The following is a 25537-nucleotide window of genomic DNA, read 5'->3' as shown; positions in this document are numbered from 1 at the left end:
CGATCGGGGTATGGGCCGCGGCCTCTACCGCGTGCGAGGCGGACCGGTGCCGGACTCGCCGCCTTCTGGGGACACGACTTGCCGCGCGCTCGCCTCGCGGTAGGCGCTGCCTTTCATGACGGAGATGGGCTGCAAGCCTCAAAGGCACCGCGCGCAGAGCCTTTGAGGCTTGAGCAGGACGGAGGCGGGAGTCACTGCCGGTATTCGAAGGCTCCTATGTCACAGGCAGGCCCTTGCGGCCGACGGACGCCGCGCTGGTCAGCGGGCGGGCAGTCAGAGGCTGCATCCAGTGCGGGGCTGCCGGGGAGCAGTGCGACGGTGTCTGTGGGTCCGCCGTTCGCCCCCAAGGGTGCGAGGAGAGGATCGCGGCGAGGCAGGTCGCTCTGCGCCGTGAGATGGCAACTGTTGCCGCTGTCGAGGTTGTTGCCGCGGGACTCGATGGTGGCGAAGACGTTCTTGCAGTCGCTGCCGGCCCGGCCGACGCTGTTCTGGGCGACGATCGTGTTCCGCAACTCGAGGTGACCGAGTGGGAGGTTGATGGTGTCGGTGACCGACGAGGGCAGGCTGTCCAGGTAGGCGGGTGCAATATTGATCCCGCCGCCGCCGTCGGTGGCGGCGTTGCCGGTGATCGTGGAGCTGCGGATGTCCACCAGGCCGGTGCCGCGTATGTCGATGCCACCGCCGTATCCGGACAGGCTCCCCGGCCGGTCCCAGTCGTCGGTGACACGGTTGTCCGCGATCGTCGAATTGAGCACGGTGCCGGTGTCGTCGAAGCGGATGCCTCCGGCCTCACCTGCTGTGTTACGGCTTACGGTGCTGTCGACCAGTGTCAGGTGGGAGTCCGGGATGTTGAAGATGCCCCCTCCGTAGCCTGCCGTGTTCCCCGTTACCGTCACCCGGCGCAGCGTCATGTTCTTGCCGTTGGCGATGCCGCCTCCACCCGGGTCGGTGACCGGCACTTCCCGCTGCTTGGCCTCTCCTCCTGTGATGGTGAGGTCGGACAGCCAGGTGTCCGCCCCCATGCGGAAGACCCGGTCGATGTGGTCGGCGTCGATGACGGTGTCCCTCGCCCCCGCCCCTTGGACGGTGGTCGGCGCGGTGATGTTCAGGTCGCCCGTGGTCGGGTCGGCTGTGCGGCCGTTCAGCAGATCCGGATTGGGCGGGATCTCAAGCCGGTACCGCCCGGCGGGCAGCTGGATGGTACTGCCGGGCTGCGCGTTCGCGGCCATGACCGCCGCGCGCAGGGTGCAGGTTCCCTCGGCGGTGCGGCAGACGCCGTCGGACGCGTCCGCATCCACGGCGTCTGCCGTGGAGTCGACTTTGATGGTCGCGGGCACGGACGCGGCTTGTGCATGGGCTGGGGTGACGGCCAGGGGTCCTGCGAAGGCCGCCAGCGAGGCGGCCAGTGCCGAAAGTGCAGTCGGTTGTCTCATAGGGGTGCACTCCTACTTCCTGGTACAGGTGCCCGAGTAGTGAGAAACACTTGCGTCTATAACGTGTACCAGACTGTTTCTCACCTATGAGAGAGCCAATCCGGCCGCTGCTGCAGCCGAGCCTGACCGACCTTCCTCGCGGCCCGCACGGGCTCGCGAGGGAGCTTGTGACGGGCTCGCAGCGCCAGCGTCTGCTCTACGCGATGATCGTCGCGGTGGCCGACAAGGGCTACACCGCAGCAACGGTCGCTGACGTGACAGCGCGGGCGGGCGTGTCCCGCAAGACGTTCTACGAGCTGTTCACGGACAAGGAGGCATGCTTCATCGCCGCCGCGGACACGGGACGCGAGCTGATGATCAGACGACTTGAGGCGTCGTTCGCACGCTCATCGGCGCATTCACTCTCGCCCGTGGAGACGCTCCGCGCCTCGATCCGCGCCTTTCTCGGCCTGATCGCAGAAGAGCCCGACTTCGCCAAGGCATTCTTCCTGGAAACGGCGGCGGCCGGCGGTAAAGCTCGAGACCACCAGGACTCCTGCCGCTCATGGTTCGCCCGGACGATGCGCGCCTGGCATCGCAAGATTCCCGGTCACCGCCGTGTCCCACCCGAGACATACATGGCTGCGGCAGACGCCACGCACGAAGCTGTCTGCCGCTGTCTGCGCCAAGGCCGCATCGGCGACGTAACCGCCCTGGAGGAAGCAGTGCTCTACGTCTGTCTTGCCCTGATGGGCGTGGCCCAGGCTGCAGGAGCCGCCGAAGAGGCAGAAACGGGAGGAGGGTGAGCACCCCGTGCCTCCCCCAAGCCCGCTGAGACTCGCGTCCCAAGGCCGCTGAGGCTCGCGAGCGATCTGCGGCACGCACACGATCACTCGCACGCGCGCGCCGTGTGGCGGATCTCCATGAGGGTGAAGTCTGTGCCGCAGCAGGGGCGTTCGGCGCGCAAGGCGTCGCTCGTGAGGTGGTCCTCGACGCCGAGGGCGAACTGTTCGCCGATGCCCAGCAGCCCTGCACGGAGAGTTGGGCGCCCGGGAGGTTGCAGGACACATCGCGCTCGTCCGCTCCGCCGTCGTCGACCCGGATGGTGGTGCAGGTGTCGCCGGCCTGGTTGCCGTCCTGGCCGGAGAAGGCCCGATCCGATGCGCAGCCTGCGTCATGTTGGCGGCGCGGCCCGGCAGTCGGGGCACATGCCCCAGAAGGTCACCGCGGCCTCCTGGGTGTCGTAATCCTTTGGCAACCGCGGCTCCATGCACGGAGCCGCGCCCACTGAGCACTCCACATCACGGATGGCACCGCAGCTGCGGCACACGAAGTGATGGTGATTGTCGTGGCGTTCGGTCTCGTAGCGGGCCGGGTGACCGGGGAACTGTGTGCACCGGACGAGTCCGGCGTCCGTGAGGGCGCGCAGCACGTTGTAGGTGGCCTGCAGGGACAGGCGGCCCGTGATGCTCTGTACGCGCTCGCGCAGGGTTTCGGCGTCGAGGTGACTGCGCGACTCGGAGACGACCATCAGCATGGCCATGCGCGGGGCTGTCACTCGCATGCCTGCCGTGCGCAGTTGTTCGGCGGCCAGTGCCATGGGTTCGCCGGCGGTCGTCATGCCGCCATGCTCCTGCCGGCATTCAGGTCGCGCAGACCGATCTCGCCCGTCGTCGTCATTCCGTGGCCGTTGCCCGTGGCGCTGTCAGGTTTCTCCGTCGCTGCGGCGAGCTCGAACCATACGCCCTTGCCCACGAGCATGCGCTCCCATCCCCACCGCGCCGCCATCATCTCCACGAGTGCGAGGCCACGGCCGTTCTCGTCATCCAGGTCGGCGACGATCGGGCGCGGTGGCACGGGCGAGCCGTCGCTGACCAGGCAGCGCACCTCGGACGCCCACTCCAGGGTGAGGCTGAGAGGTCCGGCGGCATGACGCAGGGCGTTGCACACCAGCTCGCTCGTCAGCAGTTCGGCGGTGGGGACCAGTCGGGCAAGACCCCATTGAGGCAGCACCTCGCGTACCACTGTCCTGGCCAGGGCGCACGAGGTCGGCGACCACGGCAAGGGCCAGGGCCCGCCCATGATCGTGTCCTCACAGGCGGCAACCAGGGGTGCATTGCCTGCCGCAGTTCGAGCAGGTGCAGCGGAGCGCTGCGGGGCAGGGGGCACCTTGTCGGCGGTCGTTGTGATGGAGCGGGGATTCGTGCGGTCCATGGGGGCGTGCCTTCTGGGGACGGGTGGCGATCTCGTTTTCCACCATATGTCTCTTTTGGAGTCGGTCAAGTGTCTTGAGAAACCCAATTTTCGCTACGTATTCAAGTATCTAGTGATAGATCTATGTGAAAGGGTTCTTGTCGACTGAGATTGCCTAGGTTTAGTGGGCTCGCAGTGGTCTATTAAGCAGCAAAACAAAAGATGCAGGCAGAATTAGGCACTAGATCCTAAATAAGGGGCACCGCGTGAACGACACGTGATCGTGCAGCCAGGGCCGCGGGGCGCTCTCGCCCTGGAGGCAGAAGAATTCGTCCCGTGGCCGGGCGGTGCCCCTACGGGAACGGCCAAGCTGATGGGCCCGACGAACGCCCATGTGGAAGGCCGCCGCCACCCGCTCGATCGCGGTCGAGTATCCGCCCGGTGGCACCGGCATCGTCTCGGCCCGCCCCACGTGGCCGCTCCCCGCGCCACCGGCCGCACGGTTCTGTGCGGCCGGTGGCGTCGGAGTCCGTCCCCTGTCAGAGGTCGGGGCGACAGGAGCCGGACCGTGTGCATCCGGCCGAGCTGGACGTCCTGGTTCAGCCGAACATGCCGACCTTGTAGCTGCCGGCCGGCTGCTGGTTGATGATGTTGATGCGGTTGTAGGCGTTGATCACGGCGATCTGGGAGACCAGCGCGGCGAGTTGGTCCTCGTCGAAGTACTTGGCGACGTTCGCCCAGGCCTCATCGGTGACCCCACCGGCCGCGTCCGCGACGCGGGTACCCTGCTCGGTCAGCTCCAGCACGGCGCGCTCGGCCTCGGTGAAGACCGTCGCCTCCCGCCAGGCCGCGACCAGGTTGAGCCGGACCGAGGTCTCACCGGCGTGGGCGGCCTCCTTGGTGTGCATGTCGGTGCAGAAGCCGCAACCGTTGATCTGGCTGGCGCGGATCTCCACGAGATGCCGGATGGTGGCCGGCAGCGTCGAGTCCGACAGCGCCTTGCTGGCGGAGACGAGGTGCTTGAGCACCTTGGCCCCGAGGGAGTTGCCGTAGTAGTTGAGACGCGCATCCATAGGTTTCTCCCGTGAGAGTTGATGTGACGCAGTACTGACCGGACAGACCGGCGAGGTGTGACATCGCCGGGCTGTCCGGCTGGTCCGGGATGCCGAGGGCCGTATCGGGCAGGCCGTCCGGCGACGGGACAGGTTGGCTGCTCTGCCCCGACGGCCTGTCCTGCACCGCGCGCCGGACACTCGCATCGAAGAGGGCCGGTCCGGTCACCCCACGAGTGCGGGCGTCCTGTCCGGACGAACGCCCACATCGTCGGCGCCCGCTCGCCCGAGGGCAGGACGAGCGAGGCAGACCCGACGACCACATCCGCAGCGGAGTACCCGAGAAGCCGGGCGGCGCCGGCCCTGGGCACCGCGCGCGGCCCTCGCCCTCACCGCAGGTGTGACAGCGGTCTCCCGCGCAGACGTGTCACAACAGTGGCACGAGCCCTGTCGTAGGGAACGAGTGGCCGACTTCGCCCTCACCCATACCAAAGGGGACACCGGCCCGCCCTCCGCCCCATCCCCACCATCCCCGGCAGGCCCCATCCCCACCATCCCCGACAGGAAGACCGTCATGAGTGACCCGGTCCAGTCCGCAGAGGCCCCTGCGACGAGCGAGCTCGACCAGCTGCCCGACCGCGACGCCGAGGAGACCGCCGAATGGCAGGCCTCGCTCGACGCCGTCATGAAGAACGCAGGGCCGGAACGGACGGTGTTTCTGCTGCGACGCCTCCACGAGCACGCGGCCAGATCCGGACTGGTCCTGCCCCGGCTCCTCTCCTCGGACTACATCAACACGATCCCGGTGTCGGCGCAGCCGGCCTATCCCGGGGACCTCGCCATGGAGTCCCGGATCACCGCTCTGAACAGGTGGAATGCGGCAGCGATGGTGACCCGCGGATCGCACCTGGGTCTCGGCGGACATATCGCCACCTACGCTTCGGCGGCATGGCTCTATGAGATCGGGTTCCACCACTTCTTCCGCGGTAAGGACGAGGACGGCTCCGGCGATCAGCTGTTCGTCCAGGGCCATGCGTCGCCGGGCATCTACGCGCGCCTCTTTCTGGAAGGGCGCCTGCGCGAGGACCAGCTCGACGGTTTTCGGCGCGAGGCCGACGGCAACGGCCTTCCCTCCTATCCGCATCCCAGGCGGCTGCCGTGGTTGTGGGAGTTCCCGACCGTGTCGATGGGGCTCGGGCCGCTGGCCGCCATCTACCAGGCGAGGTTCAACCGCTATCTGCACGACCGGGGCATCAAGGACACATCACGGTCACGGGTTTGGGCCTTCCTCGGTGACGGGGAGATGGACGAGCCCGAATCGACGGCCGCGCTGACGCTCGCCGCTCGTGAGGGTCTGGACAACCTCACCTTCGTCATCAACTGCAACCTGCAGCGCCTGGACGGTCCGGTGCGGTCGAATTCCAAGATCGTCCAGGAACTCGAGGCCCGTTTCCGAGGAGCGGGCTGGCATGTGGTGAAGTCGCTGTGGGGCGAGGCCTGGGACTCCGTGCTGCAGCAGGACGTCTCCGGCGCCCTCGTCCATCGCCTCGGTGAGGTCCCCGACGCCCAGTTCCAGACGTACGCCGCGCGGGACGCGGCCTATGTACGCGAGCACTTCTTCACCGGTGACGCGCTCTCCGCCGTCGCCGCGGGGCTGAGCGACGCCCAGCTCACCGAGATGTTCACGAACTCGCGCGGGGGACACGAACCCCTGAAGGTCTACGCCGCCTACCGGGCCGCGGTCGAGCACCGGGGGGAGCCGACCGTGATCCTCGCCCAGACGGTGAAGGGACACACCCTGGGGCCGGACTTCGAGTCGCGCAACGCCAACCACCAGATGAAGAAGCTGACGACGGCGCAGTTCCGGCGTATGCGTGACGTGCTGGAGCTGCCCATCCCGGACAGCGCGCTGAGCGGGGACGTGGTGCCGTTCTGGCACCCTGGCGAGGATGCGCCGGAGGTGCGGTATCTGCGGGAGCGCCGCGCTGCTCTGGGAGGCTCCGTCCCGGTGCGCAGGGCCGTCGCCAAGCCCCTGCCACAGCCGCCGTCCCGGCCGTTCGAAGCCCTGCAGAAGGGCTCCGGCAAGCAGGAGATGGCCACCACCATGGCACTCGTCCGCCTGGTCAAGGATCTGATGCGCGACCCGGCGACGGGGCAGCGCTGGGTGCCCATCATCCCGGACGAGGCCCGTACGTTCGGCATGGAGTCCCTGTTCCCGACGGCCGGGATCTACTCGCACGACGGCCAGAACTACGCGCCCGTCGACGCGGATCAGCTCCTCTACTACCGGGAGGCCAAGACCGGCCAGCTCATCGACGAAGGCATCACCGAGGCCGGCTCCATGGCCGAGTTCACCGCAGCCGCGACCTCGTACGCCACACACGGTGAACCCATGATCCCCTTCTACATCTTCTACGCCATGTTCGGGTTCCAGCGCACCGGTGACCAGTTCTGGGCGCTGGCCGACCAGTTGGGGCGCGGCTTCGTCATCGGCGCGACGGCGGGCCGCACGACGATGACCGGCGAGGGGCTGCAGCACGCCGACGGGCATTCCCATCTGCTGTCGTCCACCAACCCGGCGGCGGTGAGCTACGACCCGGCCTTCGCGTACGAGATCGCGGTGATCGTCAGGGACGGGCTGAGGCGTATGTATGGCGAGGAGCCCGAGGACGTCTTCTACTACCTGACGGTCTACAACGAGCCGAAGTCCCAACCGCCCATGCCTGCGGGGCCGTCGGTCGAGGAGGGAATCCTGCGGGGCATCTACTGCTTCAAGCGGGCCGCCTCCCATGGTGCCGGGCCGGCCATCCAGCTGCTGGCGTCGGGAACGGCCATCCACTGGGCCTTGGAGGCCCAGGATCTCCTCGCGTCGCACTGGGGCGTGCACGCCGACGTGTGGTCGGTGACCTCATGGACGGAGCTGCGCCGCGACGCGCTGAGCGCTGACCGGGCGCGACTGCGGGGTGAGCGCCGCGATCCGTACGTGACGCGCGCGCTGTCGGGTGCGCGGGGCCCGGTCCTTGCCGTGAGCGACTGGATGCGGCAGGTGCCCGACCAGATCAGTCAGTGGGTCGAGCAGGACTACTCGTCCCTGGGGACGGACGGCTTCGGCCTGTCGGACACCCGGGACGCGGTGCGCCGCTACTTCCATGTGGACGCCGAGTCGATCGTGGTGGCGGCCCTGGACCGGCTGGCACGGACCGGGGCGATCGACGCGGAGACGGTCACGAAGGCTCGCGACCGCTACGGCTGGCGGGACTGATCCGCAGCCGCGTCGTCTTCGACATCCGGAGGGCCCTGCACCTGTGGCAGTGGCCCTCCTGCCCGCAGTGCCGCATCCTGGTCGATGACCTGGTCTTGGGTGTTCCGGCCGACGACGATCGCGCCGCATTGCTGCGCGCAGGGCCCGTACGGCGCCGCGCCCTGCGCGTCGACCTGCGCGTCGACGTCACACGGCTGCCGCGGCCCACCGATGTGGGGATTCGTAGGTCCCCCGCTGCGCAGGGGATCCCCCGTCAGCAACTGCAGGGCCCGTCCTCCGTGTCGACGACGGCGGAAGGCCGGAGCCCGCCGCTCACCATGGCCGCACAGCGGCGCGGAGCGTCTCAGGCGACGCGGGTACGACGGACACCGCGCCCCCGCTCACGGCCACAGGCCGGTGAGTGGGGGCGCGGCGGCGTGTGACGGGGATCCCGTCACGTGGGCCTCAGGGCGAGGCCGTTCAGTGGCGGGTCACTTGGGGAGCGATGTCCTCGGTGAATCCCTCGCCTGTGGTGGACGCGAACTTGGCGGCCTTGGCGGGGGCGGTGCCGCAGAACGCGGCCTCCAGCGTGCCGCCGAGGACGGTGTTGACGGTTCCGTTGTTGGAGGTGTTCGCCATCGACGTCATGCTGCGCTTGCCGTCAGCCGTGGTGAAGGCGTACGTGTAGTAGCCCTGGACGGTGCCCGTGTGGCCGTACACCGTCACGCCGCAGGAGAGCTTGCGGCCGCGCAGGCCGAGTCCGTAGGACTGGGTGCCGTCCGCGTTGACCGGAACCATGCTCATCATGTCCTGCAGCTGCGGCTTGGGCACGAGCCTGCCGGAGACGAGGGAGGAGAAGAACCGGTTCAGGTCGGCCGCGTTGGAGATGACCGCTCCGGCCGACTGCGCCCACGAGACGGTCTGCTCGGTGGAGTCCACCAGCGGCAGCGTGGTGTCGTCCTGGCGCAGGTAACCGCGTGCGTAGGAACCGGAGATGGTGGTCTGCGGGTGCACGTAGGCGGTGTGCTTCAGCTTCAGCGGCTCGAAGATGCGCTGCTGGTAGTGGGTGGCCATCGGCGAACCGGTGACGTGCTCGATGAGCTGGCCCAGCACCACGAAGTTGGTGTTGGAGTAGCTGTAGGCGGCCCCCGGCTCGTTGTTCACCTGGTGGGCCGTCGAACGGTCGATCAGCTCCTGGTAGGTGAACACCTTGTTCCGCACGGCCTCGAAGCCGGGAACGGTGGACGAGAACATCTCGTTGGTGTAGTCCCACAGACCACTGCGGTGGCTGAGCAGATGCCGCACGGTGATGCGGTCGTCCGGCAGCGGCTTCGGGAGATAGGTGTTCGCCGGCGCGTCGAGGTCGATGCGCCCTTCGGCGACCAGCTGCATGAGCACCACCGTGGTGAACGTCTTGCTGACGCTGCCGACCCGGAACCGGCGGTCGGCGTCCATCGCGGCGTGCGTGGCGGTGTCCGCCTGCCCCGACGTGATGCGATAGGTGGAGCTGCCCGCGTCGATACGGGTGAGGGCGCCGGGCGCGCCGCCGGCCATGGCCTGCTTCTGCACGGTGAGGACCGAGGCGACAGAAGGGGTGGGGAGGGACGAGGCTGCTGCGCTCGCCGGGGAAGCGGCCAGGGTGGCCAGGACGGCAGAGCCTGCGAGCACGACGCTCGCATTCTTGATGTGCATCGGAGTCTTTCTGGTCTGGAATCGGGCGGGGGGCGCCGTGGCCCGGTCCGATGGAGTCGACGACGGTCACTGGAGGAGAAACTGAGTGACCGTCATGCCGCGCCCCGGTATTCACACGGGGGCTGGCGATGGTGCGGCGCCACCGCCTGGGCGGCGCCGGATGCATCTTAATACTGTGACAGTGTTGCGCGAATCGGTGGTCATGTGCGCCGTCGATGCCCCGCTCGTTCGTCACACTGTCCTGGGGCGTCGGGGGCTCTTCGCACGGAGCGGAGGTCATCGCCGGCTCAGGCGGCGGTCGGGCACGGTTCCTGCGTTGCGCGTCGGCGTTGCTGTCAGCGGGTTCCACCCCAGATGGAGAACGGCCACGTCGTCTCCCAGGCCTCCGAAGGGAGCGGCCAGGGACGCGGCGGACGCGACCAGCGCGTCGATGAACTCCTGGGACGGCAGGTGCGCGTACTGCGTCGCCAGTCCCAGAAGGCCCTCCTCGCCGAGGCGTGCGGAGGCATCGGTCCTGCCCTCGAAGAGCCCGTCGGTGAACAGGACGATGCTGTCCAAGGGCGCGAGGTCGATCCAGGTCTCGGCCCAGTCGGTGCACCCGGGAAAGAGTCCGAGCGCGATCCCCGCCTGCGGTTCCACCCATCGGATGTCCTCGGAATGCCGTCGCAGGAGGAGGCCCGGGTGCCCCGCGCTCACCGCCCTGACGGACGTTCCTTCGGGAGGGAACACCAGCGACACGACCGTGGCATAGGTGTCGTCGTCGGCTCTCTCGTCGATCAGGATCCTTTCGAGGAGACCCAGTTGCTCCATCTGGGATGTGCCGCAGTGAACGGCCGTGCGCCAGGCCACCCGCAGGTGGACGGCGAGCGCCGCTTCGGCCGCTCCGTGCCCGGAAACGTCGCCGAGGATCACATGGACGGTCGAGTCCTCGGTCTGCACCACATCGAAGAAGTCGCCGCTCAGGAGTGCGTGGGACCGCCCCGGTTCGTAACGGGAAGCCACCGTGAAGTCGTCTCCGCGCAGCACCGGGGTGGGAAGGAGACTGCGCTCCAAGGAGACGCTTTCGCGTGCTACCCGCACGTCGGACTCCGTCTTCGCCGGCCTTCCGGCGCCGGACCAGCGGTCCGCACCGCCCCACTGCGTTCCGATTCTGCGCGGCCTGCGGTCAAGCGCACCCGACATACCCGCCCTCAATTCCTGTTCCGCCCTCCGTGGGCCGTACATCAGACAGCGGCGTCAGCGGATGTGTGACACAGGGTGGGGATCGGGTGCCCAGGGTCACATGTACGGCGTCCGCGCCCCCTGTCACAAACACCCGGGGCGTCCGGTCGTACTCAATGACCAACCAAGGCTTTCGGAGCAATCGTGTCTCTCAGCGAACGACAAATCTCCACCACGGTACTGGTGATCGGTACGGGGGCCTGCGGGCGGCGATCGAGCCGGCCGAGGCGGGCGTCCTGGCCGTCGGTGAGCGCCCCACCGCATCACCGCACAGGCGCCGCCTGCTACGCCCGGACGTCTCCGTCCCACCCCGACAGCCATCGCACAAAGGAAGCGGCCTCGCCATGCTCAGCAATCGCCACCGGAAGACCCGCTCCGGAACCAGCCCGTACGCGGCACTGGCCGGTGTGTACACCGTTGATCCGGTACACAGCAGGATCGGCTTCTCCGTCCGACACGCCATGATCACGAATGTGCGCGGGACGTTCGGCGCTTTCGAGGGACTCCTCCAGATCGACGGGGCGCGCCCCGCGCGGTCCAAGGCCTATCTGAGCGTCCAGACCGACAGCCTGGACACGGGCATGCGGGACCGGGACGCGCACCTCATGGGCCCCGACATCTTCGACTCCTCGACGTTTCCTCTGATGACCTTCCGGTCCACCGGACTCGTCCCCGTCGGTGACGACGGGTTCCGTATGTCCGGGGACCTCCGGATCAAGGATGTCGAGCTACCCGTCACCGTCGACCTCGCGTTCGGCGGGGCCGGCCGGGACCTCGACGGGAAGCGCCGGGTCGGGTTCGAGGGCACGGCCACCCTGCAGCGTTCCGACTGGGGGCTCACCTGGAACGCGGCGCTGGAGACAGGAGGCGTGCTCGTCGGAGACAAGGTGAGGCTGGACCTCGACATCTCGGCGGTGCAGGTGGGCCTGGCGACCGCTGCATGACGAGGGAACCCCCGCCGGCACATCGGACTCCCCCTGGGCGTCCGATGTAACCCCGGTGCTTTCAGGACTCTTCCGAGAGAGGACGTCTGATGACCATGGCATCCGAGAACCGGCCGGCCTTCACGGCCACGGTCGAGGCGCTGACCGCCAAGGCCACCGAGCTCGAGATCCGCGTCCACGAGCTTCACCGGGCGCTCGCCGATCTCAACATGCAGATGCAGGAGGTGTCCAACGCGCTGTGCCACGCCTCCCGTTCGGCGACGCCGTCCGACGACGCCATCGACGGCGAAGCCGACGACTTTCTCCCTGAAACGGCACCGTAATCAGAACGCGCCGCATGGGACGGGAGCGAACAGACGCTCGCCCCCTCTCCGGCTCGTGGGTGCCGTCGCGACTCAGCCGAACAGGTGGCAGGTTCCTCCGATCGGTCCCGCTGCGGCTCTTCCTCGTCACGCTCACCTCCGCGATGGCGGTGGCGCTCGTTCTGGACGTACGACGACCGTGGGGCCGAATCGATGCCGATGCCGATGCCGATGCCGTCAGGTCGTACAGCCGGGGACGCCGCCGGTGCAGTCGTCCGGGCGGTTGTCGCGCACCGCGGAGTCGTTCAGCGTCACCGTGCCGCCGCCGTTGGAGATGCCGCCGCCACTGTTCGCCGCCGTGTTGCGCTCCACTGTCGAGTCGTTCAGCTGCATCGTGCCCTGGTTGAAGATGCCGCCGCCGTCTGTGGCCGTGTTCTCGTCCACCGTGGACTGGTCGAGGGTCGTCGTGCCGGCGTTGTAGACGCCGCCGCCGCTGGCGTCAGCGGTGTTGTTGCGTACCGTGGACTTGTCGAGCCTCGCCGTGCCCTCGACGACGAAGATGCCGGCGGCGTAGGTGGCCGTGTTCTCGTCCACCGTGGAGTGGTTCAGCGCCAGCGTGCCCTTGCTGAAGATGCCGCCGCCGTTGGAAGCGGTGCCGTTGCCGGTTGTCGCGGTGTTGTTGTCCACCGTGGAGTTGTTCAGCGTCACCGTGCCGCCGTCGTTGTAGATGCCGCCGCCGCCGCTCACTGCCGTGCCGTCGAGGCCGCTTGCCGCGGTGTTGTTGCCCACCGTGGAGTCGTTGAGCGTCACCGTGCCGCCGTCGTTGTAGATGCCGCCGCCACCAGTGGTGCCGCTCGTCGCGGTGTTGAACCGAACCGTGCTGTGGTCCAACGTCACCGTGCTGTCGCCGGTGTTGGAGATGCCACCGCCCGCGACCGCGGTGCCGTCGGTGATGGTCAGGGAGGACAGCCGCACCCGGGCGGCGTCGGTCACTGTCACCGTGGAGCCGACGTGGTCGCCGTCGAGGACCGCGTGCCCCTGGCCGATCAGGGTCAGGTCGTGGGCGAGGGTGATGGGGCCGACGCAGGTCCCCTTCACCCGTAGCGTCGCCCCTGGCGCCGCACTGGTGATCGCGCGCTGCAGGGCTTGGGGGTCCTCCTTGCAGTTCACACCGGAGCCGTTCTTGTCGGCGGCCGCGGCGGGGCCCCCGAACGGGCCGAGCGCCCCCACGGTCGCCATGACCGCCGCCGCCCATCGCCGCCGGGCCGTCCCGACTGCTCGCATCCCCATCTGTGTCCTCCTGTTCGGCGCGCGGGCGCCCGGCGCTCGTCCTTGTGCAGGGAACCGGCCTGGATGCCCCGACTTCGGTGATGGTGCCCCTGGCGGGCGGGGGCCGCTCGCAGGCGGCCGTGGCGTCCGCCGAACAGCCGAAGCCAGCGACCGGCATGGCTCAGGAACGGTGCTCGGCGGACCCCGCGGGAGGTGCTGTCCGAGTGCCGACACGAGCTTCGTGACCACGAACCCGAAGGTGTTCAGTGCCGGCAACGCGCGTCGGAATCGACGTCGGTGAATGGTGCGGCCGATAGATTCCGACACACCTTGGATGCAGACACCCGCTCCACGTCGAGGGCGGCAGCGTCCTTGCCACAACGGGGCGGGGCGGCCTTGGCCTGGGATCCGAAAGAACACCTTTCCCTTTTGTGCAGCCTGGAGACACGAATGAACGTTGAGTTCGCCATCGAACGGCGCACAGCGATGCGCATGGGAGGGGCGGCGATGGCACTCGGGGCGGGCGGTTCGTTCGTGGCCGCCTGCAGGGGTACGGGCTCCTCGAAATCCCATCCGGCGGGAAAGCCTTTGCCGGCGCCCACGGGGAGCGACTTCATCTTCGGGTACGGTTCGCTGATCCAGCGAGCATCGCGAACATCGACCTGGGCCAAGGCGGTGGAAGCTGCACCGGTGGTGGTCCGGGGAATCAGCCGCGGCTGGTACGACAGGGTGGACACGGTCAGTTGGAGCCCTACGTACCTTGGGGCCGTCTCGAAGAAGGACGCCCGATGCAACGGCGTCATCTTCCCCGTCACCCCAGAGGAACTCAGGGACTACGCTCGGCGTGAATCCGGATACCGGCCCACACGGATCGCGTCACGTGACATCACCATGCTGGACGGCAGCACACGTCCGCCCGTCGGCACCGTATGGTATTTCGCCAACGTCACCCGACGTTATCCGAGCGAGCGATATCCCATCGTCCAGTCCTATGTGGACGTGTGCCTGGACGGCTGCCTGGAAAACGAGGATCGCTTTCCGGAAGCCCGAAAAGCCCAGTTCGCCAAAGAATTCATCAGAACCACGTCCGACTGGCGGGCGCCCTGGTACAACGACCGGATCTACCCCTGGCGACCTACGGTCCACGTCCCCCGGGCCGACACCATCGACACACTGATCCGTGACGAACTCGGCGGGGACCTCTTCGACCAGATCACCCTTCCCCGTAGGTGACCCGGTGTGGCGCACGGAGTGAGGACGGGTCGGCAAAGGTGTCACAACATCTGCGGCTGTCCGGTCTGTAGGGGTGAGCGCCCGAAGATGTGGCGCGACCATCTTGGCGACCAGGCGTCACGTCTGCTGAAGCCTTCCTGAACACCCTGGAGGGCGATCAGTGCGGCGGCTGCGTCAAGTGGTGCCGTGTGAGAGGGAGGATGCCGTATGGACCGTGCGGATGACGCGGTGCCGATCGTGGAGCTGCTCGACGAGCGGCGGCATCTGCTGGATGTGGCGCACGGGATGCTGGGCAGCAGCAGCGAGGCCGAGAGTGTGATCGACGAGACCTACCGGCGGTGGTACGAGCTGCCTCGCCCGGCGCGGGCACAGATTGCCGCGCCGCGTTCGTGGCTCGCACAGGTCGCCGGCGGCATCTGCCTGGCCAGGCTGTCCCTGCCCGGACCGGGGAAGAGCGGCACCCGGAACCATGGGGAGACGCGGGCGGGTGTAGAACGTCCCGACGGAAGGCGTCAGGAGTCGGCCGGCGAGGTTGTGCGTGGTGCGCTGTGCTCGCTGTCTCCGGCCGAGCGGGCGGCGTTCATCCTCAATGACGTCTTCGGCCGGGCGCCGGATCGGGCCGAGGGCGCCGGCATACAGTCGGAGCGCGCCTACCCGGCCGACCACGTACTGCGCAGCCTGGGAGCCCGACGCCCGCAGCGCACGGCACCGCACCAGCACGACACGGTGGCCCGTGTCTTCCGGCAGGCATGGCTGACGCAGGACGCGGCGCTCCTGACCTGCTTGCTGGCACCCGATGTGGCAGCGCTCTTCGACGGCGGCGGCAAGGTGCGGGCCCTGGTCACGCCCGTACACGGCAACCAGCAAGTCGCCCGCAGTCTGCTGTCACTGCTGCCCGGTTCCCCGCGCACCAGCCTGGACACCCGGTCCGTCAACGGACGGACCGGTCTCGTGGCGACCTGCGACCACCAGGTCGCCGCCGTCATCAGCCTCGACATCGCCGACCACCGCATCACCCACGTCTGGGCCACCCTCAACCCGGACAAACTCCGCCCCTGGAACCGGTCACGCACCCTTCCCGGCCTGCCGAAGGCAGGTGACGATGCCGCCGGGCACGAACAGAATGAGGCGTGAGACCATTGTTCACACGTTGGTGCACGGTGCGGCGAAAAGGTACGGGCAGTGCACGCGGCCGGACGATGAACATGGGATCGCACCCGCCACGACCTGCGGATACTGCTCCCGGGGGTAACCGCATGGAGATGGCGAAACCTGTCACATCACATGGACGGTTCCGGTCCAGAGATCAGATGCGATCGGAGCAGCCGTGACCACACGAGACCACAGCACCCGGGGCGGCCGGGCGACCGACGCCGTAGCGGGCCATCCCGCGGCGGCCGCATGACCACGCCGCTCCACCGCACCGACACCCCGAGGATGGGAGACAGCAGGACCATGCAACAGGAGACGCCCCGCTCGGAAAGCACGCTCGAAGAGGCCGTCTCCGTGTTCGTGGAGCTCCGTCCGCGTCTCTTCGGTATCGCATACCGTGTGCTGGGAAGCGCGGTCGAGGCAGAAGACGTGGTTCAGGAAGTGTGGCTGCGCTGGCAGAACACCGACCGTTCGACGGTGATCAGCCCTGTGGCGTTTCTGTCGAGTGCCACCACCCGGCTCGCCATCAACGTGGCTCAGTCCGCCCGTGTGCGCCGCGAGATCTACATCGGTCCATGGCTGCCCGAGCCCATCGACACGAGCACCGACCCCGAAGCGGGAGCCGAGCGGGCGGAGGCCCTCGAACTGGCGCTGCTTCTCCTGATGGAGACACTCAATCCCACCGAGCGCGCCGCGTACGTGCTCCGCGAGGCATTCGACTACGCCTACGCCGAGATAGCGGAGATCCTTCAACTCAGCCTGGTCAACGTGCGGAAGATCGTGAGCCGGGCCCGCCGGCATCTCTCGGCCGGCCGGCGAACCACCGTGGACACGGACGAACACCGCAGGCTTCTCGAAGCCTTCGTCGCGGCGGCGCAAACGGGAGATGTGGCCGCGCTCGAGGCCCTCCTCACGCCGGATGCCGTCAGTCTGTCCGACGGCAACGGCCTGCGAGGTGCCGCTCGCCTGCCCGTTCTCGGACGCTCCCGCGTGGCGAACCTGGCGACGGCCACCCAGCAGTTCTGGCGCGACACGGAGGTCCGCGCCGTGCAGGCCAATGGACGGCACGCCGTGGTGATCCACCGGGACGGCCGGCCCACGCTCTTCCTGACGATCGCGGCGTCGCACCAGGGCATTCACCAGCTGATGTGGGTGTTCAGCCCCAGCAAGATCGCCGCGTTCTTCAACTCGCCCTCGCGTTCCACGTCGGCACTCGGCACTCGGCCTCCACGTCGCCGCTCGGCACTCGGTGCTCTCAGGGACGCATCGTAGCCACGACGTGATCGCACCGACGGCACCGTGTTCCACGATGCTTGTTTGACCTGTGTTCCGGAGTGCACTCCTGCATATGATGGTTTGGGGGTACCCATCCCGGCGTTCCGGCCGAACAGCACCGCAAGGGGGTCGGCAGGGGCGTGACACGACGGGTCGAGGATGAGAGGAACACATGGTCTCCGGCACCCGCGCCGCGCACAACATTGAGATCACCGCTGAGAGTCTCCAGGAGGAACTGGCTCGCCTGGAGGTTCAGAAGCAGGCGCTGGAGAGGGAACTGGCCGCGGTCGTGGCGCACCTCGGCTCCGTCCAGCGGGCCCTCAGCGCGATCGAGGGCCTGATGCTCGCTGCGCCCGACTCGGTCCCCATGGGCGCTCCCCGTGCTGCGACTGCCGGCGTGGGACCGGCATCGGCGCTCGCGACGCCACAACCGGACCTGGCCTCCTCTGCGCCGCCCGATGACGCGCCGAAGAAAGCCGCACCGCGGATCCGGCAGCCCGAGAGCCGGCAGGACGCCAAGCGGCGTTCCGCCTCCGATGCCGCCGACGGACAGCGGAAGTACGGGGAGCTCACTGAGCAGATCCTCGAGTACTTCGGCACGGTCGGCCAGGCGGATGTGCGTGCGCGCGATGTGGCCGCGGCTCTCGGCCGCGATGTCGACAACGGGAGTATCAACGCGGTCCGGAGCACACTCGATCGCCTGGTCGGCACGTCGCGTATCCGCCGTACCGGCCGGGGGCTCTACGGCGCCACACGCTCCTAGCGTCCGGCGGACACTTCACCGACCGGCACGGAGACTCCCCACCGCCGCAACTCCTGCACCGCGAGCAATGTCCGGCCGCCGCCCGAGGTGCGGTGGCACCCGGGACGGGACATCTGCTCGGCTCCAGGCAGCAGGTGACAGCGCGCCCCGGAACTCTTCACGGGGGGACCGTGTGATGCCAGACCTGAAACGCTGTGTTCACCATCTCAAAATTTTGCTCCAGCCAGCACAGGCCCCTGCGTGCGGTGAACATGTTGTGTTTGCTGGTGACAGTGTTACGGCATGGAGGGTCAGCCGGCGGTGCCGACGAGCACCGCGATGCACAGGACGAAGATGACCGAGGTGATGAGGGTCGCGGCGCCGTACGCACCACGGCGTAGCCGCGCGTAGCGCTTGGCGTGGTGTTCTTCCACCGCAGTGATGTGGTCCGTGATGTGCTGCGTCATCTTCCGGCACATACAGATTTGCTCTTCCACGTACCACCACTCGATCTCGGCCTTCTGCGTCTCGCTCAGCCCGGCCACGCGTGCGGCGAACGCGGCAGCGCGGCAGTGGGCGGTACTGCGATGGGCTTCCCAGTACAGGAATCCTTCGATGTCGGTCAGGCCGCGTGCGGCCTCGTCGCTGGCGTCCACAGGGTCCTCACGGCGGGGAACGGGTCGTCGATGGGCGCAGCCGAAGCGCCCTCGCCGCGACAACACAGTGTGTACGGCCAAGGGCGTCCGCGCCATCATTCATGGATGGCGGAACTGCGTCGGTTCTGACCCCTCCCGGGGCAACCGGATCAATTCCGCAATTCAGCATATCCCGCTGGCGATTGCGGCAGCGGTCGGGGTCCCTGTGTGCGCTCGCCGGTCGTGTGACATGCAACTGCACATGTCACACGTTCACCTTAAGGGCTGGTTGGTGCCGGGTTCGGGATGACCTGGTGTGTTGTTGATTCGCTGAAAGACGGGGTGAGGGGGAAGGTGCTGGGTTCGCGGGTTTTGAGCTGGGGCTTCGTGTTCTGGCGGGGGATCGCGCGGGGTCGGTTGGGGCGGTGTTCGGGTCTAACGTGCCCTGACAAAGCCTCTGGACGTGGCGGCGGGTGATCAGGCAGACCGCGAGGCCGCGGAAGGCCTCGTGGATGTCGTCGCCTCGTTCCCAGCAGATCCGCAGGCGTCGGAAGCCGTGCAGCCAGGAGATCGTCCGCTCGACGCCCCAGCGGAAGGTGCCCGGGCCGGCGTCCAGCACTGGTCACTCACGCCGAGCCCACTCCTCGGCCGTCAACCCACCGCCATCGGCATACCTCACTTCCCGGCATGGCGCATCCCACGGGAGCCGTCACGACCCGACGTAACCCGCACCGTCAGAGATCTCCCAGGGCCTGTCTGACGGGTCGCGTTGCCGACCCCGCGCCCGACAAGCAATGTCACCCGAATGGCGCAACATGGCGTGCCACCCATATGGGTGAAGGTCAAGCTGGCTAATGCCCCAATTGAGGCAATCCGTGAAAGGGGAACCACATGCGCATTCGACGAATCCTCGCCGCCGTCATCACCACGGCAGCCCTCGCCGGACTCGGCCTCACAGGCGCCGCCACCGCCACCGCCAGCAGCGTCAGCAGCGTCACCCCGGGTGAGTGCACGGACGGCGGCGGAACGATCGATCGGTCGACGCCCGTGCTCCCGACCTGCAGGGGCGGTATGTACGACGGGCAGACAGTCGACTAAACCCCACTAGGGCCGTTTGCGATCGGCGCCCCGCAGCCACGCGCTGCGGGGCGCTCCCTCGCGAGCGCAGCCGGGAGAGTCGCAGGGACCGTGCCGACCCGTCGGGCACGCTGGGTCCGAGGCGGCCCGGAAGCACATGGCGGGTGGGAACTCCTCATCTCGGCTGCCAGCTCGCGGCTCGTCATGATGAGCGAAGGGGCGGATTGGCGCTCGCCTTCGAGGTCGCGCTTGCCCATGACGAACGCCTGTTCCGAGTCGCCCTCCCGCGCGCCCCGCCGGGACGTTTGGAGGCCAAAGCCTGCCGACCGCCCGAAGCCAACGCACGCCGCCGGCGGTTCGCCGACATCCGGGTCACCCTGAACCGCCGGGCCACCTCCCGGTCACTGACCCCCGCCGCGATCAGATCAGCGGCTTCGAACCGCACTTGCTCACGCCGAACCCGCTCCTCGGCCGTCAGCCCACCGCCATCGGCGTACCTCACTTCCCGCCATAGCGCATCCCACGGGAGCCGTCACGACCCGACGTCACCCGCACCGTCAGAGATCTCCAGACAGACCAAACGCCTGACAGCTCACTCGTTTGGCCCGCCCGCTGAGAACCCCCGACGAAACCGCCCCAGCTTCGTTCCGGGCGGCCGGGCGTCGCCAGCAGGTCATGCTTGAGCCGAAGCACGGAACAAGCCCGGGAGGCACGACTGCGCACTTGAATGCGGGCGACACCGGACAGGGCTCTGGCGCATGATCACCTCATGACGAATCCGGCTGCCTTCCGTGACCCGAGCAACTGGTCCGATGGCTACTACGAGCTGGCTATCCAGGTTGGATCAACCGATGATGCCCCGCTTCAGGCCGTCCTGAGTGCTCTGTGGTCTGCCGCAGACGTGCACGGGTGCTTCGGGCACAGTAACCGCGAACCGGAAGAGCAAGATCCCGTGCCGTGCACCGTTGGCTCCCTGGCCGAGTTCGGCCATCTTCACGGCCGGGTCCGTCTCCCGACGGGCCGAATGGTCGTGTGCGGTTGCGTGGCGATCCGCGGCGGTGACGAAAGCAGCGACTGGCTGGACTTCTACATTCCCGTGGGTGCACTGGACCACGCGGGTATCGCCTACTGGGACGGTCGGCCATTCTTCAGGTCCAACGAGCTGGACAGCTGGCTGGCTGCCATCGGGGCCGAGGCCTACAAGAGCGCCTCCTTCAGCCTGGGGGTTATCGGCTTTGAGGTCTCTGGTTGCGCCGACGCCTCGACACTGGCCGGAAAGTTGCCGCAGACACGAGATATCGGATACCTGCTTCCGCAGGGCGACGTACTGCACTATGGCGCCGCCAACACCTGAGCCTTGCTGTTCCGGGCGGGCATGAGGTTGCGGTAGCGGATGAGGGTACAAGCGATGCTCGTGAAGGCCAGAAGGTGATCCACCTGGCGGCCTCACCTGACAGTGCCGATCGCCTCGGCCGCGGCAGAAGCGTCGGCAGGCCTCGATCGCGAGGCCCTGCCGGGCAGGCCGGTGAGTGTCCGAGCGAGTGCCAGGGTGCTGAGGCCGAACATCAGAACTCCGAGAGGGACGTGCAGGGCCGCCATGTGTGCGATGCCCAGGACCACTTGTATCGAAGCGAGGGCGAGGAAGCCGATGGCGTAGAGAATGGAGGTTGCGGTACCGCCGACCAGGTCAAACCGTGACCACCATGCACACTGTCATCGCCAAGCCCCCCGGTGTGCGTGGTGTGTTCAGGGGCGGGACGGGACGGTGTCGGCTGCCCGCTAGGCCGGCAGTTGCACGCTGATGTGCGGGGCCAGTGCCTTGAGGAAGTCGACCGCGTCGAAGATCTCGCCCGCGGACGCGACTCCGACGGCTCGCGTCCGCCCGCTGAGGACTCGGTCGACGGCTTCGCCGACGAGCGGTGCGGTGACCGCGTAGATGTCCTGGCCGGTGGCTACGGCACGGCGTTCGATGCCGCCGGAGCGTACGACGGCATCGACGAGGAACGTCTGGTCGGACCGGCCGCCGGCGTCGACCGCAGTCGGTGCCGGGGTGTCGGGGTTCGACAGGTCACGGGCGGCTTCGGTCGTCATGTAGGTGCACACCTCGGCGATGTCGAGGTGGCTGGGCACGGTGATGACTTCGGCCATCGTGAACTCGCCGATGACCGGTCGCGTCCCCATCGGTTCGGGGAAGGGCCACTCCAGGCGGGGCTGGGCGTCGTCCCGGTACTCCAGCCGGCCTTGCGAGTAGCGCACGCGCCGGCCGTCGCGCCGTTCATGGGACACGGTGCCCGAGGCACGCGTCCCGGCGGTGGGGTGCCAACTGTTGAGCCCGAAGGCCACATGTGCCTCGTCGGCCGTGGTCCACTCCCCCATGGCGGCGGTGACGAGCAGGTCACCGAGGCCGCCGTAGAAGGCCATGGCGGGGACGATCACCGTCTGTGCGGCGCGTGCGCGGTCGGCGAAGTGCGCGAACGTGTCGCGGTTGGCCTCGACCTCGGCGGCGACATCGATGTACGGGATCGAGGCGCGCAGGGCCGCCTCGATCACCGGGCCGGCGGTCGAGGCGAAGGGGCCGGCGCAGTTGACGACGGCGGCAGTGCCCGCCAGCGCACGGTCGAGCGAGTCCGAATCATCGATGGATGCCGCTCGCGCCTCCAGCCCGGTCTCCGCGGCGTACTTCTCCAGCTTGACGGTGTCGCGGCCGGACAGGACCGGAACGAACCCGCGCTCGCGCAGCTCCGCCACGACGAACCGCCCGGTGTGCCCGTACGCACCGAACACCGCCACCTTCTGCACCGATCCCATGACCCGTCTCCTCGCTCCCGGCCGATCAACTGCACTCATCCTCGCCAGCCGGAAACCCGGGAACCAGTGTCTGGAACGACCTACGCCATACAATTCCGGACACGCCCACAAGCCCGATGAGAGGACACTGTCGTGTCCAGGGATGGGGAACAGCCGGCCTCCCGTCAGAGTGACCGGCCGTCGAGGGGGGCGTCGGAGCCGGCCTTGAACGTCGTGCCGAGGTCGTACTGCGCGATCCCGAAAGGTTGAAACTCGGCATCGGCGAGGACGCGGTAGAGGAACTCGGAGGTGGTCATGTCGTACCGGTGCCATGGGCCGCCGTCATGGGACCGTGCGAGAACGGGGTAATCGCCCGGCCGCTCGGCATCGATCAACCAGCAGTACTCGTCGGCCCATTCGGTGGAGCCCCACTCGACCAGCCCTTTGCCGCCCGGCCCGTAGGTCGTATAGGGATGGACGGCGGAGACGTCTCCGAACTTGCTGTCCTGCTCGACTGACAGGGCGACGCGCCACTGGGTCAGGAAGTCGAACGAGACGCCCTCGTCGCGCCCCAGGAAGTAGACGGAATCACTGAAGACGCCGCCGCTGAACGCCTCGTAGAGCTCCTTGTAGTCTGCCGGCAGAGGGACCCCCAGCTCTCCCTCGATCGCCGCCCACTCGACGGAGATCCCGAGCGGCTCCCACCCGGTCAGGTCGATCAGTCGCTGAACCCACATACGGCACACTTGTAGCACCGGTCTTCGTTCCGCTGTTCCTCACCCCCCTCGTGGCTCACACCAAGAGCGGCGCCGTTCTCGATTGCTGCCGCATGGCCGGCCAGTGCTGTGCTGGATGGTCGACCGTGTCTCGGCACTGGTGGCGCCGGGCCCGTAACCTGGTCGGATGCCCGATGACATCCTCGCTCTGTGGCCCCTGGCGTCCGCCTCCGAGACCGACTGGCTCGGCGAGCTCGCCCAGGACGACGGCCTCACTGGCTACGAGGCGCCCGGGCGGCCCGACGCCGCCTGGGTGCTCGGCGGCATGTATGAGCGCGGGGAAACCGCGGGGGATTCGGTCAACGACGCCCAGAGCCGGGACGAGCACCCCGGCCCGGGCTGGGAGCGGCTGCGCTGGACGGAACTGGCCGCCCGCATCGGCGATCCGGTCGTACCGCAGGGCCTGTACCCCTGCTTTCGCTGCTTCCCCTCAGCGAAAGAGGCGGCGATCCGGCCCCGCTCCATCCCTGATCTTGCGTGGGTATCCCCGGCTTCAGCCGGGGAGGGAAACGCATCTCAGGACTGCTCTGACCGGTCGTTCACAGCGGACGATTTTGCTGCTCGATGTACTGACGGATGACCGTGAGCGGTGCCTCGCCGCACGAGCCTGCGAAGGAGGAGCGGGACCAAAGCACTGAACCCATCCCGATCCGGTTGATGCGGCCGGTGTACTCGACCCGCAGGTAGCGGGAGCTGACGCCCTTGAGGCTGTTGATCAACTTCGACAGTGCGACCTTCGGCGGGTAGTGCACGAGCAGATGCACGTGGTCGGCCTCTCCGTTGAACTCCTTCACCTACACCTCGAACTTGTCGCAGACCTCCCGCATGATCTCCTCGCACCACTTCAGCATGTCGTCATCGAACACACCGCACCGGTACTTGGACCGTCGTATGGTCTTTGCAGTTGACCGGGAAGGGGGTGGGTCGGGTGATCCGTGCGTACAAGTTCCTCATGCGGCCCACCGCGGGCCAGCAAGCCGCGCTCGGCGAGATGCTGCGGGATCACTGCTCCCTGTACAACGCGGCCCTCCAGGAACGCCGTGACGCCTACCGGCACGTCAGCAAGACGACGGTCAGGTACGGGATGCAGTCCGCCCAGCTCAAGGACATCCGGGCGTTTGACGGTGAAGGTCAGGGGCGGTGGTCGTTCTCCTCGCAGCAGGCCACGCTTCGCCGTCTGGACAAGGCGTTCGCCGCGTTCTTCCGCCGGATCAAGTCCGGCGACACGCCGGGCTATCCGCGCTTTCGTGGGGTGAACTGGTTCGACACGGTGGACTTCCCCAAGGACGGCGACGGCTGCCGCTGGGACTCCACCCCGCACGACCCCACCACCCGCGTCCGGCTCCAAGGCGTCGGGCACGTCAAGGTCAACCAGCACCGGCCCGTGATCGGCAAGGTCAAGACCGTCTCGGTCAAGCGCGAGGGCCGCAAGTGGTTCGTCGTGCTGAGTGTCGAGCAGCCCCAGCCCGAGCCGATGCCCACGACGGGCTCGGTGGTTGGCATCGACATGGGGATCGCGTCGTTCTTCACCACCTCGGACGGTGAGCACGTCGCGAACCCGCGTCATGGCCGCACGGCCGCCGTCAAGCTGGAAGCCGCGCAGCAGGCCCTGGCCCGGTTCCCCCGGGTGGGCCGGGACAAGCGCACCGGCAACCACAAACGGGCTGTCCACAAGGTTGCCGACCTGCACCGCAAGGTCCGCCGCCAGCGTCTGGACCACGCGCACAAAAGGGCACTCGATCTGGTGCGGGAGTACGACTTCATTGCGCACGAAGACCTCAAGATCCGCAACATGATGAGGGTCCCCGCGCCGAAGCCGGATCCCGGACAGCCGGGCGGTTTCCTGCCCAACGGGGCCGGCGCGAAGGGCGGACTCAACCACTCGATCTCGGATGCCGGTTGGGGGGTGTTCTTGACGATCCTGCACGCCAAGGCTGAAGGCGCCGGACGGGAAGTGATCGCCTTGGACCCCCGCAACACCTCCCGGACCTGTCCCGAATGCGGGCACGTCAATGCGGAGAACCGGCCCACCCAGGAGAAGTTCCACTGCGTCGACTGCGGCCACCAAGGCCACGCCGACATAGTGGGCGCCCTGAACGTTCTGCGGGCCGGGCTGGTCCGTCGCGAAACCCAACCGGCATAGCGAGAAGCCCCCTCGATTATGAGGGGGAGGAGTCACTGAATGGCCCGCCGAGGGCAGCCTTGACAGGCCGACGTGGGACGAGCTGATCCGGTTCCTCACCGCGCACAGCCCCCAGGGAGCCGATACCGCCTGTCTGGCGTACTACAACCCGATCGTCACGCGGGACTTCGAAAGGGGACAGGTCCGCTCCGGCCGCCTGGGCGACGCCCAGTCCCTCTTCGACCACCCGGACATCCTGTACACCCCGTCCAACCTGTGGGCCGCGGACCGCTCCTGGGTCGTCTGCACCGACTACGACCTCTGGGGCACCAAGGTCTGTGGCCCCCGCCGGCTTGTCGAGGCGCTGCTCGCCGACCTCGAGATCGAAGCGATCCGCCTGCCCTGGACCAGC

General features: G+C 68.0%; 21 protein-coding genes and 5 pseudogenes. 12 read left to right on the top strand and 14 right to left on the bottom strand.

Annotated elements, in window-relative coordinates; translation table 11 throughout:
• Window positions 1-191: 191 nt before the first annotated feature.
• Window positions 192-1433 carry a choice-of-anchor Q domain-containing protein gene (locus ACSYGO_RS44925; RefSeq protein WP_460390278.1) on the bottom strand — a complete coding sequence of 414 codons (1242 nt, stop codon included), beginning with the start codon at window positions 1431-1433 and terminating at the stop codon, window positions 192-194.
• 86 nt (window positions 1434-1519) lie between these two features.
• On the opposite strand from ACSYGO_RS44925, the gene ACSYGO_RS44920 reads away from it, so the two are divergent.
• The gene (locus tag ACSYGO_RS44920; protein WP_460390277.1) at window positions 1520-2218 is read left to right on the top strand and encodes a TetR/AcrR family transcriptional regulator; all 699 of its coding nucleotides are present in this window, start codon (window positions 1520-1522) and stop codon (window positions 2216-2218) included.
• Window positions 2219-2586: 368 nt separating this feature from the next.
• Here ACSYGO_RS44920 and ACSYGO_RS44915 read toward each other — a convergent pair whose 3' ends face one another.
• The 3 genes from ACSYGO_RS44915 to ACSYGO_RS44905 form a co-directional block, all read right to left on the bottom strand.
• Window positions 2587-3033 (bottom strand): Fur family transcriptional regulator, encoded by a 447-nt coding sequence (locus tag ACSYGO_RS44915; RefSeq protein ID WP_432173035.1) that lies wholly within the window; start codon window positions 3031-3033, stop codon window positions 2587-2589.
• Entirely contained in the window at window positions 3030-3494 is a 465-nt protein-coding gene (locus tag ACSYGO_RS44910; RefSeq protein ID WP_460390276.1) for an ATP-binding protein, read from the bottom strand. Before ACSYGO_RS44910 ends, ACSYGO_RS44915 begins: the two co-directional genes overlap by 4 nt.
• A gap of 710 nt (window positions 3495-4204) precedes the next feature.
• Window positions 4205-4678, bottom strand: a complete 474-nt coding sequence (locus tag ACSYGO_RS44905; protein WP_426679019.1) for a carboxymuconolactone decarboxylase family protein — start codon at window positions 4676-4678, stop codon at window positions 4205-4207.
• A 553-nt stretch (window positions 4679-5231) separates the two neighbouring features.
• Between ACSYGO_RS44905 and aceE the strand changes: the two genes are divergently transcribed.
• Window positions 5232-7919, top strand: coding sequence for a pyruvate dehydrogenase (acetyl-transferring), homodimeric type (gene aceE / locus ACSYGO_RS44900; protein WP_460390275.1), 2688 nt, complete (start codon window positions 5232-5234; stop codon window positions 7917-7919).
• Between the two features lie 459 nt (window positions 7920-8378).
• On the opposite strand, the gene ACSYGO_RS44895 is transcribed toward aceE, so the two are convergent.
• Window positions 8379-9590, bottom strand: coding sequence for a serine hydrolase domain-containing protein (locus tag ACSYGO_RS44895; protein WP_460390274.1), 1212 nt, complete (start codon window positions 9588-9590; stop codon window positions 8379-8381).
• Between the two features lie 276 nt (window positions 9591-9866).
• A pseudogene (locus tag ACSYGO_RS44890) lies at window positions 9867-10664 on the bottom strand (PP2C family protein-serine/threonine phosphatase); the annotation flags it as partial.
• Between the two features lie 491 nt (window positions 10665-11155).
• On the opposite strand from ACSYGO_RS44890, the gene ACSYGO_RS44885 reads away from it, so the two are divergent.
• The gene (locus ACSYGO_RS44885; protein ID WP_432173031.1) at window positions 11156-11755 is read left to right on the top strand and encodes a YceI family protein; all 600 of its coding nucleotides are present in this window, start codon (window positions 11156-11158) and stop codon (window positions 11753-11755) included.
• Between the two features lie 89 nt (window positions 11756-11844).
• Window positions 11845-12078 carry a hypothetical protein gene (locus ACSYGO_RS44880; RefSeq protein WP_460390273.1) on the top strand — a complete coding sequence of 78 codons (234 nt, stop codon included), beginning with the start codon at window positions 11845-11847 and terminating at the stop codon, window positions 12076-12078.
• Window positions 12079-12294: 216 nt separating this feature from the next.
• On the opposite strand, the gene ACSYGO_RS44875 is transcribed toward ACSYGO_RS44880, so the two are convergent.
• A complete protein-coding gene (locus ACSYGO_RS44875; RefSeq protein WP_460390272.1) occupies window positions 12295-13347 on the bottom strand; it encodes a right-handed parallel beta-helix repeat-containing protein in 1053 nt (350 codons plus the stop codon).
• Window positions 13348-13776: 429 nt separating this feature from the next.
• Between ACSYGO_RS44875 and ACSYGO_RS44870 the strand changes: the two genes are divergently transcribed.
• The 4 genes from ACSYGO_RS44870 to ACSYGO_RS44855 all read left to right on the top strand — a co-directional run bounded on the left by ACSYGO_RS44870 (window position 13777) and on the right by ACSYGO_RS44855 (window position 17749).
• Window positions 13777-14559: a gamma-glutamylcyclotransferase family protein gene (locus tag ACSYGO_RS44870; RefSeq protein WP_460390271.1), complete on the top strand. Its 783-nt coding sequence runs from the start codon at window positions 13777-13779 to the stop codon at window positions 14557-14559.
• A gap of 207 nt (window positions 14560-14766) precedes the next feature.
• Window positions 14767-15693 (top strand): sigma-70 family RNA polymerase sigma factor family protein, encoded by a 927-nt coding sequence (locus ACSYGO_RS44865; RefSeq protein WP_426679026.1) that lies wholly within the window; start codon window positions 14767-14769, stop codon window positions 15691-15693.
• 321 nt (window positions 15694-16014) lie between these two features.
• Window positions 16015-16983, top strand: coding sequence for an RNA polymerase sigma-70 factor (locus tag ACSYGO_RS44860; protein WP_460390432.1), 969 nt, complete (start codon window positions 16015-16017; stop codon window positions 16981-16983).
• Window positions 16984-17158: 175 nt separating this feature from the next.
• A complete protein-coding gene (locus tag ACSYGO_RS44855) occupies window positions 17159-17749 on the top strand; it encodes a hypothetical protein (RefSeq protein ID WP_460390270.1) in 591 nt (196 codons plus the stop codon).
• 290 nt (window positions 17750-18039) lie between these two features.
• On the opposite strand, the gene ACSYGO_RS44850 is transcribed toward ACSYGO_RS44855, so the two are convergent.
• Window positions 18040-18384 (bottom strand): hypothetical protein, encoded by a 345-nt coding sequence (locus ACSYGO_RS44850; RefSeq protein WP_460390269.1) that lies wholly within the window; start codon window positions 18382-18384, stop codon window positions 18040-18042.
• A 454-nt stretch (window positions 18385-18838) separates the two neighbouring features.
• Window positions 18839-18973, bottom strand: a pseudogene (locus tag ACSYGO_RS44845) (transposase); the annotation flags it as partial.
• A 281-nt stretch (window positions 18974-19254) separates the two neighbouring features.
• Here ACSYGO_RS44845 and ACSYGO_RS44840 point away from each other — a divergent pair.
• On the top strand, window positions 19255-19461 hold the full coding sequence (locus ACSYGO_RS44840) for a hypothetical protein (RefSeq protein WP_460390268.1): 207 nt from the start codon (window positions 19255-19257) through the stop codon (window positions 19459-19461).
• Window positions 19462-19726: 265 nt separating this feature from the next.
• Here ACSYGO_RS44840 and ACSYGO_RS44835 read toward each other — a convergent pair.
• Window positions 19727-19942: pseudogene (locus ACSYGO_RS44835) on the bottom strand (helix-turn-helix domain-containing protein); the annotation flags it as partial.
• A 267-nt stretch (window positions 19943-20209) separates the two neighbouring features.
• Here ACSYGO_RS44835 and ACSYGO_RS44830 point away from each other — a divergent pair.
• Window positions 20210-20794, top strand: coding sequence for a hypothetical protein (locus tag ACSYGO_RS44830; protein ID WP_426679030.1), 585 nt, complete (start codon window positions 20210-20212; stop codon window positions 20792-20794).
• 92 nt (window positions 20795-20886) lie between these two features.
• Here ACSYGO_RS44830 and ACSYGO_RS44825 read toward each other — a convergent pair.
• From ACSYGO_RS44825 to ACSYGO_RS44815, 3 genes and pseudogenes are all read right to left on the bottom strand, one after another.
• Window positions 20887-21093 (bottom strand): annotated as a pseudogene (locus tag ACSYGO_RS44825) (hypothetical protein); the annotation flags it as partial.
• Window positions 21094-21219: 126 nt separating this feature from the next.
• On the bottom strand, window positions 21220-22248 hold the full coding sequence (locus tag ACSYGO_RS44820) for a saccharopine dehydrogenase family protein (RefSeq protein ID WP_432173015.1): 1029 nt from the start codon (window positions 22246-22248) through the stop codon (window positions 21220-21222).
• A 164-nt stretch (window positions 22249-22412) separates the two neighbouring features.
• Window positions 22413-22964, bottom strand: coding sequence for an SMI1/KNR4 family protein (locus tag ACSYGO_RS44815; RefSeq protein ID WP_460390267.1), 552 nt, complete (start codon window positions 22962-22964; stop codon window positions 22413-22415).
• Between the two features lie 166 nt (window positions 22965-23130).
• Here ACSYGO_RS44815 and ACSYGO_RS44810 point away from each other — a divergent pair, with 166 nt between their 5' ends.
• Complete coding sequence (locus ACSYGO_RS44810; protein WP_426679033.1) at window positions 23131-23583, top strand: hypothetical protein; 453 nt, start codon at window positions 23131-23133, stop codon at window positions 23581-23583.
• On the opposite strand, the pseudogene tnpA reads toward ACSYGO_RS44810, so the two are convergent.
• Window positions 23543-23896: pseudogene (gene tnpA, locus ACSYGO_RS44805) on the bottom strand (IS200/IS605 family transposase). The gene ACSYGO_RS44810 and the pseudogene tnpA sit on opposite strands and share 41 nt — an antisense overlap.
• 35 nt (window positions 23897-23931) lie before the next feature.
• Between tnpA and ACSYGO_RS44800 the strand changes: the two are divergent.
• Window positions 23932-25146 (top strand): RNA-guided endonuclease InsQ/TnpB family protein, encoded by a 1215-nt coding sequence (locus ACSYGO_RS44800; RefSeq protein WP_460390266.1) that lies wholly within the window; start codon window positions 23932-23934, stop codon window positions 25144-25146.
• Window positions 25147-25537: the final 391 nt, after the last annotated feature.

The organism is Streptomyces krungchingensis (assembly GCF_054729265.1).
The sequence above is the reverse complement of the archived record's forward strand: the minus strand, read 5'-3'. Positions and strand labels throughout refer to the sequence as shown.